Genomic DNA, 14,366 nt, shown 5'->3' with positions numbered 1-14,366 from the left:
AACCAATTATTGCTTAATTTTCTGAAGCATAACAATCATTTCTTGATTGGTTTGTAAAGGAACTTCGTTTTGAGTATAAGGTTCATATCCTTCTTTTAGAGCTCTTACATTTTTATATGGTTCTTGGTGTTCTTCAGGAATGGTTAATACAAACTCGCCAAATTCGTTGGTGATTGCGTTTGCTCCTCGAACTCTAATGGCAACATTATCTATTGGTTTTCCCGTCTCAAAATCTTTTACAATTCCTTCTAGGGTATCAAGTCCTTTTAACTCTACAACAAGAGGTATGTATTTATTTCTTTGTATTGTATAAACAGAATCTGGGTAAACAGCTGCATAAGGTTCTCCTTTAGGATCTTCAAATCTGATTTCAACTTTAGCTTCATTCTTAAAAAAATCAGCTGGAATTTGTTTGAAAATAGCTTCACCTTTAGAGTTGATGGTTTCGTTAATAAGAACATCTCTATAAACTAAAGTAACAATTCCACGGTTTGGAAGCACCTTTTGATTTTTACTTTTTTTTCCATGAACAACTACCGTAATATCTCCAGGGCTATCATCTGTATTGTTAATGGAGTACATAACAATACTAAAAATAGAAATAGTAAAAATCATACTTGTAATAAGAACTATTAATCTAAATGATTGCTTAGTATTTAGTTTGGAGAAGATTTTTAATTGAATAATGCTACGAAACAAAATAAGGAAAACAGTCATTCCTATTCCCGCAAGTCCGGCAATCATGCCCCAATTATTTAGAAAATCCATGTAGTAGTTAAATAAATGTTTAAAGTGAAAATTAACAGCCTTAACATATGAGGTATGAGTTAAATGAATAAAATACCTTGTTTTTATTAAGAGCTCTTAAGTTTTCTTGGTTGTTAATTTTTTACGCAATATATAATTTTAAGGATGGTTTTGAAAAAGAAATTTTAAGGATAAAACCCCTTTTTTGAAGGGGCATTAATGTTTTTAAAAATAGAATAAAACTTTTTGACAAGATCGAGGTCTAAGGAGAAGAAACAAATAAAGAAAGTTAATATGAGAGTTTTACTAATGGTTTTGATGATGTCATTTTGTTTAATATCAACTTCATGTGCAAGAAGAGTTGTGGTAAAGCAACCCAATAAAAAAGTTGTGATAGTAAAAAGACCTGCTAAGTATAAAGTAGTTAGAGTGAATGGAAGGAAGTATTACGTGTGGAATGGACGTTACCATAGAAAAACGTCACGAGGATACGTTGTTGTGAGAGTTTAATTTTGGAAAAGGTTGAAACAAAAATTAGCAATACTTGAAAGGAAGTTGTGATGATTCCAATTGAGTATTGCTAATATAAAACTGAATTTCTTGTATTTTTAACGAGGTAGTTTTTTACTTAAAACTCCATAAAGGAATGCGCCTAATAAGGCTCCTACCAGAACAACAATGATTGGTAATATTCCTTGACCAATAAGAACAAATATTGGAGCTGGACAAGCTCCTGCTAAAGCCCATCCCAGACCAAATATAGTTCCTCCGACTAAAGTTCTGACAAATCCTTTTTGTTTATCTTTTATGATGATTTTTTCACCTACATAATTCTTAATGGTTCCTTTTTTAAATAGAAAGACAAAAATCATAGATGTTATTACTGCTGTTCCGATAATTCCATACATATGAAATGATTGAAACTTAAACATTTCAAATATTCTGTACCATGAAACTGCTTCCGATTTGGTTAATACAATTCCGAAAAATATACCAATCAATAAAAATCTAAATAACTTCATACTAACCAAAAATTAAAGGGAATAAAACCCAAGTCATTAAAAGTCCACCAATGAAAAAGCCAATAACAGCAATTAAGGAAGGTAATTGTAAATTACTTAATCCTGTAATTGCATGGCCTGAAGTACAACCACCTGCATATCTTGTTCCGAACCCAATACATATTCCAGCAATAAGTAATAAGGCAAATCCTTTAAGAGTGAATAAACTTTCAATACTAAATAGCTCGTTAGGAACATAGGTTGCTCCAGCATTGAAGAAACCAAGAGACTCTAATTCTTGTACGGTTGTAGGATTTAAATCAATAGAAGATGCGGACATCCAAGTCTTTGCAATGAATCCACCCATCATTAACCCTAAAAGAAATACGAGAGACCATTTTTTAGATTTCCAATCTTTCTTAAAATAATCACTCACTTTATCAGCACCGGCTATAGTGCATAACGTTTCAAGGTTTGAAGAAACTCCAAAGTTTTCTCCAAAATAAAAAAAGAGAAATAAGACTACAGCAATCAAAACCCCTGATACATACCAAGGCCAAGGCTGAAATAAAAAATCTATCATAAACTATTTTTTATGTATTCTAAAATCTTCTGAGTAGCACCTGTATTGTTCTTTACATAATCCATATTGGTTTTACCCATAGTGCTTCTTAAGTTTTCATTAGTTTTTAAAGAAACAAAATTATTACTTAATTCTTTTTTATCTGTAACAATTGTTACTCCCTTCAATTTTATAAGGTCAATAGCTTCTTGAAACTTATGATATTTATAACCTCCAAAAACAATAGGAATACCATAAGTGGCAGGTTCTAGTATATTATGTAATCCTGTAGCAAGTCCACCACCAACATAGGCTACATCTGCATAGGAATATATTTTGGTTAATATTCCAATAGTATCAACAATAAGAACTTGGAACTCCTTTAATTCAAGGTTGTCCTTTTCTGAAAATAGAACGGTACTTTTTGAAATAGAAGATTTGAGTTCTTGTATTTTATTTGATTGAATGGTATGAGGAGCCAAAATAAACTTTTCGTCACCAGAAGCATGATTATTTATGTAGTTAACAATTAACTCCTCATCTTCTGGCCAGGTACTACCCGCTATGACTGTGTAGGTGTTGTTTTTAAATTCTTCTACAAAATCCAGTTTGTTGTCTTGCTTTAAAATATCATAAACTCGATCAAATCTAGTATCTCCACTTTTAACAACATTGTTAAAACCAATAGAGTGTAATAGATTTTTAGAAGTGTCGTTTTGAACGAAAAAATAATCAAAGGCATATAACTTTTTACGCATATAAGATCCGTACCATTTGAAAAAGGACTGTTTTTCTCTGAAAATACCTGAAATTAAAATGGTTTTAATTTGATGTTTATGTAATTGATCTAAAAGGTTAGGCCAAAATTCATATTTAACAATAAAAGCAATTTCGGGTTTTATTAAAGAAACGAATTTCTTCATGTTTCTATTAGTATCAAAAGGGAGATAGCAGACAACATCAGCATGAGGATAATTCTTCCTGATTTCATATCCAGATGGAGAGAAAAAGGTGACAACAATCTTATAGTTTGAATAATCCTTTTTCAAATTTTCAATAATGGGGCGTGCTTGTTCAAATTCACCTAAAGAAGCAGCATGGAACCATAAAACTTTATCAGAAGAGTTGATAGCACTTAATTTATCAAAGCTTTCTTTCCTACCTGTTACAAATAGTTTTAGCTTTTTGTTAAATAGAGCGATTATGTTGATAACACCATAAACTAATGAAATAATAATATTATAAATAAATCCGGTCATAGCGCGAAGGTAGAGAATAATAAAAAAACCAGTGCTATTGCACTGGTTTTTGTTAAGTATATTTTGTGAAACCTCTAATTAAGACTTCATATCAAAATCTTCCATGAATTTAGTTGTATAGTTTCCTGCAACATAATCAGGATGATCCATTAACTGTCTGTGGAAAGGAATTGTAGTTTTTACACCTTCAATTACATACTCATCTAAAGCTCTTTTCATTTTATTAATTGCTTCTTCTCTTGTTTGAGCAGTAACAATTAACTTCGAGATCATAGAATCGTAGTTAGGTGGAATCATGTATCCTGAATACACGTGTGTATCTATTCTTACACCATGACCTCCTGGAGCATGATAAGAGGTGATTTTTCCTGGAGCAGGTCTAAATCCATTGTGAGGATCTTCTGCATTAATTCTACACTCAATTGAATGTAATTGAGGAGTATAGTTTTTACCAGAAATAGGCACACCTGCAGCTACTAAAATTTGCTCACGGATTAAATCGTAATCAACAACTTCCTCAGTAATTGGATGTTCTACCTGAATACGAGTATTCATTTCCATGAAATAGAAGTTACGGTGTTTGTCTACTAAAAATTCAACAGTACCTGCACCTTCGTATTTAATAAACTCAGCAGCTTTTACAGCAGCTTCTCCCATTTTCTCACGTAATTCGTCAGTCATGAATGGAGAAGGAGTTTCTTCTGTTAATTTTTGGTGACGACGTTGTACAGAACAATCTCTTTCAGATAAGTGACATGCTTTACCAAAAGCATCACCAACAACTTGAATTTCGATATGGCGAGGCTCTTCAATAAGCTTCTCCATGTACATTCCGTCATTTCCGAAAGAAGCTTTCGCTTCCATACGAGCAGAATCCCAAGCGTCGCGTAAATCTTCTTTTTTCCAAACAGCACGCATCCCTTTTCCACCACCACCAGCGGTAGCTTTAAGCATTACAGGGAATCCCATTTCAACTGCGAGCTCTTCAGTTTCTTCGTAAGTATCTAAAATACCTTCTGAACCAGGAATACAAGGAACACCAGCAGCAATCATTGTTGCTTTTGCTGTAGCCTTATCTCCCATTTTTTCTATCATTTCTGAAGTAGCACCGATAAATTTAATATCGTGCTCCTCACATAATTTTGAAAACTTAGCATTTTCAGATAGGAAACCGTATCCTGGATGAATTCCGTCTGCATTTGTAATTTCAGCAGCAGCGATAATTCTGTCCATTTTTAAATAAGACTCACTACTTGGAGCAGGACCGATACATACAGCTTCATCAGCAAAACGTACGTGTAAACTCTCAGCATCAGCTTTAGAGTAAACAGCTACGGTTTTTATTCCCATCTCCTTACAGGTTCTGATTACGCGTAATGCAATCTCACCTCTATTGGCAATTAATATTTTTTTAAACATAATGTAAAGGTTTAGAGTTAGAATGATGAATTTAGAAAGGAGTTTACTCGCAATTCTAAATATTCGTTAATCTAAGATCTATAATTATGATGGGTCAACTAAGAAAAGAGGTTGATCAAACTCTACTGGAGTAGAATCGTCTACCAATACTTTTACAATTTTACCTGATACTTCAGATTCGATTTCATTGAATAATTTCATTGCTTCAATAACACATACAGTGTCACCAGCTTTGATATCGCTACCTACTTCTACGAAAGAAGGCTTATCAGGTGAAGGTTTTCTATAAAAAGTTCCGATAATTGGAGACTTTACAGTTACATATTTTGAGTCATCGTTTGCAGGAGTCTCTTTAGCTGGAGCAGCTGGAGCAGCCTCAGGTTGAGCAGCAACCGGAGCCGCAGCAACAACTTGTGGAGCAGCAACTTGTGGAGCTGCCTGAATAATAGTTGTTTCAGGTGCGTTGCTTCCTGTTTTAATGGTGATCTTAGTGTCTCCCATTTCTAACTTCACTTCGCTTGCACCAGATTTAGCTACAAACTTTATAAGATTTTGAATTTCTTTAATATCCATTTTCCTAAATTTAAGTTGTTTGGTTTTATGAATTATATGCCCATTTTAAATAGATGGCTCCCCAAGTGAAACCACCACCAAATGCAGCAAAAATTAAGTTATCTCCTTTTTTTAACTCTTTTTCATAATCTGCTAATAATAAAGGTAAAGTAGCTGAGGTAGTGTTACCATATCTGTGAATATTCATCATCACTTTCTCAGGCTCTAAACCAACTCTGTTAGCAGTTGCTTCAATAATTCTTTTATTAGCTTGATGTGGCACTAACCACTGAATGTCGTCTTTTGTTAAGTTATTACGCGTAAGCATTTTTTCAGAAACATCAGCCATATTCGAAACGGCAAACTTAAATACAGTTCTACCTTCTTGATGTACAAAATGTTGTCCGTTTTTAACAGTTTCTTCGGAAGAAGGAAGGATTGATCCACCAGCATCAATTTTTAAGAATTCTCTACCAATTCCGTCACTGCGTAAATATTCATCTTGCAATCCTAAATTTTCTGAGTTTGGCTCAAATAAAGCGGCACCAGCGCCATCTCCAAAAATTATACAAGTAGCTCTGTCGGTATAGTCAATGATAGAAGACATTTTATCAGCTCCAATTACTAGTACTTTTTTGTAACGACCGCTTTCAATATATCGAGCAGCAGTTGACATACCATATAAGAAACTAGAACAAGCAGCTTGTAGATCATAAGAAAATGCATTTACTGCTCCAATTTTAGAAGCTGTGTAAGCCGCTGTTGATGCTACAGGCAAGTCAGGAGTGGCAGTAGCAACAATTACCATTTCGATTTCAGCAGCATCAACTCCTGATTTCGCTAGTAAGTCTTCGGCTGCTTTTATTGCCATAAATGAAGTACCAGCTCCCTCTTCTTTTAAAATTCTTCTCTCTTTAATTCCTGTTCTGGTTGTAATCCACTCGTCGTTGGTTTCAACCATAGTTTCAAGCTCTTTATTAGTGAGTGCGTACTCAGGAACATATTTTCCTACCGCTGTGATAGCTGCAGTTATTTTAGTCATAGTTGTTTGTTTTGTTGTAAAACGAGATTTCAAAGAAATGAAATTTATTTCACTTTTTGATATAAAAAAAAACGAAAACTCACTTTTTAGCCCTAAAAACACTAAAAAACCCTCAAAAAGAGGGTTTTTTATATTTGTTTACAAGCCATAAGTGTCTATGCCTCAGCTGATGCTGATTCTAAAACTACTTGCCCTCTGTAATATAACTTTCCTTCATGCCAGTGAGCTCTATGGTATAAATGAGCCTCTCCAGTAGTTGGATCAACCGCTATTTGAGGAATAGAAGCTTTATAATGAGTTCTTCTTTTATCTCTTCTAGTTTTAGATATTTTTCTCTTAGGATGTGCCATTTTATGTCTTATTTATCTGTTAGTAAATCCTTTAATTTATCCCATCTCGGGTCTGTTGAATCCTGCTCTTCAGCAGTATTGTTTTCTTTTATTCTTAATTCTTCTAATCTTTTCAATGCTTCCGATTCCATTGTGCCATCCAATACTTTAGGATGTACTCTTTTGTTGGGAACCGATAGTATGATCAATTCATAGATGTATTGTGATACGTTAATTTGGTATTCTTCATGAGGAATGATTAACACATCATCATTGTCATCATTAAACTCATGTCCAAACTTTACAATCAAATGCAAATCACCTTTTACTTCTTGATCAAATAACTCGTTAGTAACATCGCAGGGTACATTTACCGATCCTTTAACGTTAAAATCGAGCTCTAAAAAGGTGCTTTTCTTTGCTAAATCAATAGTAACTTGAACGTCACAATCATTGAATTCATCAAAATTATAAGCCTCAAAGAACTTTTTACTAATCTGATACTCAAACAAATGACTTCCTTGCTTTAACCCAATGAAGGGTATGTTGAAATCTTTTAAGTCTTTCATTTATAATATCAATTTGAGCGTGCAAAGATATAAAAAATGTTTTTATTATTATATTCTGCAAGTTTTTTTTTGAAAAATTAGACCTTTAATGAGTTTTTTGTAAGGTTTTGATATTCAATTCTATTTCTATGGATATGCAACGAGCTAAAAAGTGCCTCTTGAAAAGATAAATGGTTAGCCTTCTTTTTTCCAGCAATATCAAACCCAGTACCGTGATCAGGTGAAGTTCTCACTTTATTAAGACCAGCTGTGAAATTAACACCATTACCAAAAGATAAGGCTTTGAAAGGAGCTAATCCTTGATCATGATACATAGCCAACACTCCATCAAATTGCTCATAGGTTTTTGACCCAAAGAAACCGTCTGCAGCATATGGACCATAGACTAACTTTCCAGTTTCCTGAATTTCTTTAATAGTTGGGCGAATTATTTCGTCATCTTCAGTGCCTACAACACCATTGTCACCGCAGTGAGGATTCAATCCTAATACAGCAATTTTTGGTTTGCTTATATTAAAGTCTTGTTTAAGTGACGAGTACATAACCTCTACTTTCGACTTAATTAAATCAGGAGTAATTGTTTCTGATACTTTTGAAAGAGGAATATGACCAGTTATTAAGCCTATTCTTAGTTGGTCTGTCATTAATATCATTAAGCTCTCTCCATCTAACTCACTTTCTAAATATTCTGTATGACCTGGAAAATTGAATTCTTCCGATTGTATGTTTTCTTTGTTAATAGGAGCAGTAACCAAAAGATCAACTTTATTTTCTTTTAAAGCTTCAACAGCTGATTGTAATGACATCAATGCGCATTTCCCTCCAACTTCGGTTAATTTACCGATATCAAACTTCACATCTTCCTTCCATGCATTGACAACATTAATTTTGCCGTGAACAACTTTATCAACACTAGGAATACCGTTAATACTATTGTTAAGCTTTAATGTTTTTTTATGAAAAGAAATAACTTTGTTAGACGCAAATAGCACGGGAGTACAAAAGTCAAGCATTCGTTTATCTTCGAAAGTTTTTAAAATAACTTCAATACCTATTCCATTAATGTCTCCAACTGAAATACCAACAATAATTTTGTTTGATTTATCCATAGTTACGTTTTCTAAAGTCGTATTTTTGATGCTAACAAAAGTAATTAAAATTTAGAGAATGTTTACTGGAATAATTGAAACCCTTGGAATTGTAACTAAATTAGAAAAGGAACAAGAAAACTTACATTTAACTGTAAAAAGTGATTTTACAAATGAGCTTAAAATTGACCAAAGTGTTGCTCATAATGGAGTTTGTTTAACCGTGGTAGGCATTGAAGGAGAAGAGTATGTGGTAACAGCGATTAAAGAAACAATTGATAAAACGAATATAGGCGATTTACAGGTAAATGATGTGGTGAATTTAGAGAGAGGAATGAAGTTAGGAGCTAGACTTGATGGGCATATTGTACAAGGCCATGTGGATAGAACGGCGGAGTGTATTCGTATTGAAGATGCAGAAGGAAGTACTGTTTTTACATTCAAATATGATTTTGATGGAAGTAATGTAACCATTGAAAAAGGATCAATTACGGTAAATGGTGTTAGTTTGACCGTGGTAAATTCAAAAAGAGATGAGTTTAGTGTGGCAATCATCCCTTTTACACTAGAACAAACTACCTTTAAATATTTTAAAGTAGGCACTAAGGTGAATTTGGAGTTTGATGTTATCGGAAAGTATGTTGCCAGATTACATGAATTAAAATAGAAAAATACCAACTATAACTTATAGGAAGAGAATTATTTTGTTACACGAAATGATTCTCTTTTTTGTTTATAAGAGTTGTAAGTTTTATAAAAAGTAAGATTATCAATGTATTGTTAATTAATCGTAAACAAAATCATATATTTGGTTAATATACGATAGAGAATGGGAAGAAAACCACTTACAGACATTAGGCAAGAGGAAATAATTAATGCATTTTATAATACAGCAATAAAGTACGGACTTGAAAACGCTTCTATAGGTAAGGTGGCTGAAGAAATGCAGATAAGTAAAGGTCTTGTATTGCATTACTTTAAGAATAAAGAAGAATTAGTACTCGCTTTAAATTCGTTTATCTTAGAAAGATATTTGGAGTTTCTGACGAATAGTTCGAAATATGAAATGACGTCAAAAGAGAATATTGAAGCTTATATTGACTTGCTTTTTAGTAGAGATTGGAGTGATTATATTAATGATGGTGTTTTTTACAGTTTTTATGCCTTAATCTATCAAAATGATAAAGTAAAAGAAAACTTTAAATTTCATCATGAAGAACTTATCAAAGTACTGCGTTTAAAGTTTAGTGAAGCTGTTCTAGGAGGTGTTTTGAAAAATCATGATATAGAAGACTTGACCAGAGTTATTTTTGCTTTGGTTGATGGTGCTTATTATACCCTTGGAGTTTTTGTAAAAAATGAGTCAGAGTATAATAAGCGAGTAAAGGTTTTTTCATCACATGCTAAAAGTTTACTGAAATATCACTAACGAAAGTTCGATATTGTTTTATAGGTTGCTAGTAAAGCAATAACTCCCCATATAGCATTTAAAAAAATAGTAGGGAAGTCACTAGTTGGAATTCCATTAATAACCAGAGCGATAGCGCCTAGTACATTTAGTAGGTGATATGTTGGTCTATCTGATCTAAGTTTATTAGCGCTCAAAAGGGCATAAGCTACTAAATAAATAATAGCTCCAGACCAACCAATTATTGCATAAATACTCATACTAAAATGTAATGATTAAATAATGATAAAGCTAAGTAAATAAACTTTTAAGTTAGTTTTCTTCTTCGAAAGTTTTTAGCAAATCGAATATTTCAGGAAGATTGTTATTGCGTGCTTGAAAGATGTTTATGCCGCATTTATAAGCTTCATTTAAATTAGTAGATGAATCATCAATAAAAAGTGTTTCATTAGCTTTTATTTTAGCATCTTGTAAAACATATTTATAGGTGTCAATATCAGGTTTTCTTTTCCTTATTTCATGTGAGTAATAAGCTTTCTTGAATAACTTATTCAGAGAATACCCATATCGATTATTAAAGTTATTCAGAAACTTTCTTTGGTGAATTGCATTTGTATTACTTAAGAGAAATAAATTATAATTAGGTTTTAATTTTTTTAAAAGATCAACTTTTTCTTCGGTAATATTAAGAATCATTTCGTTCCAAGCTCTTTTAATTCGTAAAAGGTTATTGTTTTGTTTAGAAAGATTGCTTAATTCAATTAGAAAAATTGTTTCTGAAATGTTTCCTCTTTCAAATTCATAAAAGAAAGGATGTTTGTATTCATGTCCAGTGTTATTTACAATATCATTTATTCCGATATGGTTTAATGCCTGTATTGTTTTTGGAACGTCTAAATCCATTAGAACTCCTCCTAAGTCAAATAATATATTTTTAATCATAATATGAGTTACGTTTTTTTCCAGACAAAAAGTGCAAGTAAAGTTGAAATGATGGCTGAGCCAATCCAAAAGAATGTAATGCTGTCGAAATTGTAGACAGTTTCGTTATTAATGATAGTTTTATTGGATTCTATTAAATACCCACTCGCGATATCTTGAATTCCAGCGGCGAGATAACTCATAATTCCTACGACTCCAAGAGCTGCCCCTGAGGCTTTTTTGGAAGTAATATCAATTGCCATTAAACCACCTAAATAACAAATTAACGCACCAATGGCAAGTCCAAAAATAACCATGCTAAGAACATCGATCCACCATATTTGGGGGCATAATAGAAATAAAGAAAGACTTACAGTGTTCATGATTCCATACAAAAGTGCAGGAAAATTTCGATGGCCATTAAAGAATTTGTCTGATATATAGCCTGAAGAAGCTGTACCCAATATACCACAAATGGCACTTATTGCAATTAAAGAATTGGCTTGTGTAAGGGTATAACCTTTTGCTGTTTCAAAATAATATGGTCCCCAGCTATTTACAGCATATCTCGAAATATACATGAAGGCACTTGATAAAGCTAATACCCATACATAAGGGTTTTTAAGAACTGATTTTTGTAGTTTAAAAGTGGAACCCTGATTTTTTTTGAAATCTGTATTAAGAGATTCCAACCCATTGCTTTCTGGAGTGTCATGAAAAAAGAAGGCAACGATTAAAGCTCCTATAATACCTACAAAAGCAGCCGCTCTAAATCCCCATTGCCAACCAAAATATGAGGCAATAATGGCTGTAGATATGTAGGTGATGGCCTCACCAATGTTATGACTCGTACTCCAGAAGCCATAGAAACTACCCCTTTCGCTGTCTTTAAACCAACGAGAAAGACCAACAATACTTGAAGGAGCGCCCATTGATTGAACCCAGCCGTTAACTCCCCAACAAATAGCGAAGAAAAGAAAAGTGCTTGAAAAGCCCATTGCCAAGTTTGCTAAGGCAGATATTAATAAACCTACTGACATAAACCTTTTAATATTACTATGATCTGCTAGGAAACCATTGATAAATTTTCCAAAGGCATAGGAGAAAAACAGGGCAGAGCCGATTATCCCTAACTCAGATTCTGTTAAAAACCCGCCATCTACAATTGGTTTTTTAACTGCATTTAAACTTAATCGGCAAACGTAATAAATACCATATCCTATGGTTGAGGAAATAAATATTTGCCATTTAAGTTTTTTGTAGCGTTTTTGTTGTTCTTCTTTTGGAAGTATTTCTTCAGAAGGTTTTGATTTTTTAAAATATTGTAACATCATTATATGTTGTCTAAAGTCTATTTTATAAAAGTTTTTGCAGCATTTTTGCAGCTTTTTCTGGGGTAATGTCTCTTTGAGGCATTCCGAACATTTCGTAACCAACCATAAATTTTTTTATTGTTGCGGAACGTAGTAAAGGAGGATTGAAAATCATGTGCCAATGCCAACCTTTGTTTTTTTCATTTACTGGTGCTTGATGTATTCCCATGGAATAAGGGAAGTTTGTATTGAAAAGCTTGTCATAAATATTGTTTATTGTCTTTATGGCTTTAGCAAAACTGCTAATTTGATCATTATTGAGAGTTGTAATGTTTTTTGAGCCTTTTTTAGGAATAAGCATAGTTTCAAAGGGCCATACAGCCCAGAAAGGAACCAAAACTACAAAGTCGGGATTTTCATATATAATTCGTTCTTTTAGCTCAATTTCTTGATTTATATATGCTTCTAATAAGGTCTCATTATTGTATTCAGCGTGTTTTTTAAAACGTTTGGTTTTTTTCTTGATAATTGAAGGGATTGTTTGTTGAGCCCAAATTTGCCCATGAGGATGTGGGTTACTACACCCCATCATTTTTCCTTTATTTTCGAAAATTTGAATATTATTAATATTTGGGAGCTGAGATAACTCCTTAAACTCGTAAATCCAACATTTAATAACTTGCTCTATGTTGTCAAGTGTCATTGAAGAAAAGGTAAGAGAGTGGTTGGGGGAGTAGCAAATTACTTTGCAAATACCTGTTTCAGTTTGAGCTTTCAAAAGAACACCTTTTTTATAGGTTTTAGTGTAAGAGTTTAGAGTCAATGCTGAGAAATCATTGGTAAAAACAAACACGTCTTTATAATTAGGATTAATCTTTCCATTTGCTCTTATATTTGTTGGGCATAAGTAGCAATCCTCATCGAAAGTTATTTCTTTTTTTTCTTCTTTCTTTTCGAGCTTTCCTTCCCAAGGTCTTTGAGTTCGATGCGGAGATACTAATACTTCTTCATTAGTTAATATATTTATTCGTGTATGTACGTCTTTCTGTAAATCAATCATAAATTCACTTTAATTTAATGTGAGAATTTTGTGTAGGTGAATTGATGAAACAGCATAACCCATAATTAGATTATGCTATTTCCAATTAAAACAAAGAATACGGGTGTTAATGATGAAGACCCTTCGATCTCAAGAATTCTAATAGTATTTTTGGCCTATCGGTTTGAATTATATTGACATTGTTTTTGATATACCAATCGTAAATAGATATATCTAATGCAGCTTTTTCATCGTCATATCCATCACATAAACTAGCCCATAAAGCATTAACCCATACATTGGTGCCTCTTTTTTGAATTTCTTTGAAGTACTTGTCAAGTTTTAAATTACTGTTGTCAGGTACTATAAATTCAATAGCTAATGGAGGTTGGTCGTTTTGAAGGTAGCTTTCAACCATGTCATTTTTTTCAGTATTAGAAATAGTAATAATTGGCATAAAGCAAACTTTGTCTAAATATTCTCCAAACTCTTGCTGTACTTGATTAAGTGTTTTACGCCCTTTAATAACTACCTGTTTCAAAGTGTTTGTTTTTTTGACAACTTCATAGCATTTGTCAAAAATGTTGTAGCTCTTGTCAAGGTTTATAAGAATTTTGTCTTTTGAAAGAAGTAAAGCTTCCTCAAGTGTAGGTATTTTATGAGGTGTTTCAATGTCTAAACCATCAACCAGTTTAATTTTTTTTATACTGTCTAGAGTAAAATCTTTTACAAGTCCCGATGTTTTTGTCGTTCTATCGAGTGTTTCATCATGCATTAATATGAGGTGTCCATCTTTTGTTTCCCTAATATCAATTTCAACCATATCAACTCCTATATCAATGCAATTTTGAATAGCCTGTAAAGAGTTTTCAGGAGCATTACGCCAATCGCCTCTATGGGCAACAACCATAACTTCTTTACTATTGGAATTTTCGAGGTTATGAATTAATCTATCAATTTTCGAAATAGATTCCTGTTTATTGTTTTTGTCATTTGGTTTTGTTTGTTCTTGCTTTTTACAGCTATGAAAAACCAAACTAAGTGTTAGTATTTGTATAATTAAATATCTCATTTTATTTCACGATTAGGTTAAATAACCAAGCCACGGAAAGAGGCT

Annotated in this window: 18 protein-coding genes; 3 read left to right on the top strand and 15 right to left on the bottom strand. The window is 32.8% G+C overall.

The annotated features are described in order from the left end of the window. Nucleotides 1-6: 6 nt before the first annotated feature. Complete coding sequence (locus ACKTTV_RS08370; RefSeq protein WP_408030376.1) at nt 7-744, bottom strand: peptidase associated/transthyretin-like domain-containing protein; 738 nt, start codon at nt 742-744, stop codon at nt 7-9. Nucleotides 745-1,041: 297 nt separating this feature from the next. On the opposite strand from ACKTTV_RS08370, the gene ACKTTV_RS08365 reads away from it, so the two are divergent. Further along, entirely contained in the window at nt 1,042-1,257 is a 216-nt protein-coding gene (locus ACKTTV_RS08365; RefSeq protein ID WP_408030375.1) for a DUF6515 family protein, read from the top strand. A 98-nt stretch (nt 1,258-1,355) separates the two neighbouring features. Here the strand turns inward: ACKTTV_RS08365 and ACKTTV_RS08360 are convergent, their stop codons facing one another. The 9 genes from ACKTTV_RS08360 to pdxA all read right to left on the bottom strand — a co-directional run bounded on the left by ACKTTV_RS08360 (nt 1,356) and on the right by pdxA (nt 8,589). After that, complete coding sequence (locus ACKTTV_RS08360) at nt 1,356-1,769, bottom strand: DUF6691 family protein (protein WP_408030374.1); 414 nt, start codon at nt 1,767-1,769, stop codon at nt 1,356-1,358. A 1-nt stretch (nt 1,770) separates the two neighbouring features. Then, the gene (locus ACKTTV_RS08355) at nt 1,771-2,328 is read right to left on the bottom strand and encodes a YeeE/YedE family protein (RefSeq protein ID WP_408030395.1); all 558 of its coding nucleotides are present in this window, start codon (nt 2,326-2,328) and stop codon (nt 1,771-1,773) included. Beyond that, the gene (locus ACKTTV_RS08350) at nt 2,328-3,569 is read right to left on the bottom strand and encodes a 3-deoxy-D-manno-octulosonic acid transferase (RefSeq protein ID WP_408030373.1); all 1,242 of its coding nucleotides are present in this window, start codon (nt 3,567-3,569) and stop codon (nt 2,328-2,330) included. Before ACKTTV_RS08350 ends, ACKTTV_RS08355 begins: the two co-directional genes overlap by 1 nt. Nucleotides 3,570-3,647: 78 nt before the next feature. Beyond that, complete coding sequence (gene accC / locus ACKTTV_RS08345) at nt 3,648-4,988, bottom strand: acetyl-CoA carboxylase biotin carboxylase subunit (RefSeq protein WP_408030372.1); 1,341 nt, start codon at nt 4,986-4,988, stop codon at nt 3,648-3,650. An 84-nt stretch (nt 4,989-5,072) separates the two neighbouring features. Next, complete coding sequence (accB, locus tag ACKTTV_RS08340) at nt 5,073-5,561, bottom strand: acetyl-CoA carboxylase biotin carboxyl carrier protein (protein WP_408030371.1); 489 nt, start codon at nt 5,559-5,561, stop codon at nt 5,073-5,075. A 25-nt stretch (nt 5,562-5,586) separates the two neighbouring features. Then, complete coding sequence (locus tag ACKTTV_RS08335) at nt 5,587-6,582, bottom strand: beta-ketoacyl-ACP synthase III (protein WP_408030370.1); 996 nt, start codon at nt 6,580-6,582, stop codon at nt 5,587-5,589. Between the two features lie 155 nt (nt 6,583-6,737). Further along, nucleotides 6,738-6,932, bottom strand: a complete 195-nt coding sequence (gene rpmF, locus ACKTTV_RS08330) for a 50S ribosomal protein L32 (RefSeq protein WP_408030369.1) — start codon at nt 6,930-6,932, stop codon at nt 6,738-6,740. Between the two features lie 8 nt (nt 6,933-6,940). Next, nucleotides 6,941-7,480 (bottom strand): YceD family protein, encoded by a 540-nt coding sequence (locus ACKTTV_RS08325; RefSeq protein WP_408030368.1) that lies wholly within the window; start codon nt 7,478-7,480, stop codon nt 6,941-6,943. A gap of 77 nt (nt 7,481-7,557) precedes the next feature. Continuing rightward, a complete protein-coding gene (gene pdxA / locus ACKTTV_RS08320) occupies nt 7,558-8,589 on the bottom strand; it encodes a 4-hydroxythreonine-4-phosphate dehydrogenase PdxA (protein ID WP_408030367.1) in 1,032 nt (343 codons plus the stop codon). A gap of 58 nt (nt 8,590-8,647) precedes the next feature. On the opposite strand from pdxA, the gene ACKTTV_RS08315 reads away from it, so the two are divergent. Together ACKTTV_RS08315 and ACKTTV_RS08310 are read left to right on the top strand one after the other, a co-directional pair. Further along, nucleotides 8,648-9,235 (top strand): riboflavin synthase, encoded by a 588-nt coding sequence (locus ACKTTV_RS08315; RefSeq protein ID WP_408030366.1) that lies wholly within the window; start codon nt 8,648-8,650, stop codon nt 9,233-9,235. 162 nt (nt 9,236-9,397) lie between these two features. Further along, nucleotides 9,398-9,997, top strand: a complete 600-nt coding sequence (locus ACKTTV_RS08310) for a TetR family transcriptional regulator (RefSeq protein ID WP_408030365.1) — start codon at nt 9,398-9,400, stop codon at nt 9,995-9,997. Here ACKTTV_RS08310 and ACKTTV_RS08305 read toward each other — a convergent pair. From ACKTTV_RS08305 to ACKTTV_RS08285, 5 genes are all read right to left on the bottom strand, one after another. Next, nucleotides 9,994-10,236, bottom strand: a complete 243-nt coding sequence (locus ACKTTV_RS08305; protein WP_408030364.1) for a CBU_0592 family membrane protein — start codon at nt 10,234-10,236, stop codon at nt 9,994-9,996. The genes ACKTTV_RS08310 and ACKTTV_RS08305 overlap by 4 nt on opposite strands. Nucleotides 10,237-10,288: 52 nt before the next feature. Then, nucleotides 10,289-10,918, bottom strand: a complete 630-nt coding sequence (locus tag ACKTTV_RS08300) for an HAD family hydrolase (protein ID WP_408030363.1) — start codon at nt 10,916-10,918, stop codon at nt 10,289-10,291. 8 nt (nt 10,919-10,926) lie between these two features. Next, entirely contained in the window at nt 10,927-12,231 is a 1,305-nt protein-coding gene (locus ACKTTV_RS08295; RefSeq protein ID WP_408030362.1) for an MFS transporter, read from the bottom strand. 22 nt (nt 12,232-12,253) lie between these two features. Beyond that, complete coding sequence (locus tag ACKTTV_RS08290; protein WP_408030361.1) at nt 12,254-13,270, bottom strand: UDP-glucose--hexose-1-phosphate uridylyltransferase; 1,017 nt, start codon at nt 13,268-13,270, stop codon at nt 12,254-12,256. 106 nt (nt 13,271-13,376) lie between these two features. After that, on the bottom strand, nt 13,377-14,321 hold the full coding sequence (locus tag ACKTTV_RS08285; protein WP_408030360.1) for a glycerophosphodiester phosphodiesterase family protein: 945 nt from the start codon (nt 14,319-14,321) through the stop codon (nt 13,377-13,379). Nucleotides 14,322-14,366: the final 45 nt, after the last annotated feature.

The sequence above is a fragment of the Tenacibaculum xiamenense genome (genome assembly GCF_964513065.1).
Taxonomy (GTDB): Bacteria; Bacteroidota; Bacteroidia; order Flavobacteriales; family Flavobacteriaceae; genus Polaribacter; species Polaribacter xiamenense.
This window is presented reverse-complemented; position numbering and strand designations above follow the sequence as displayed.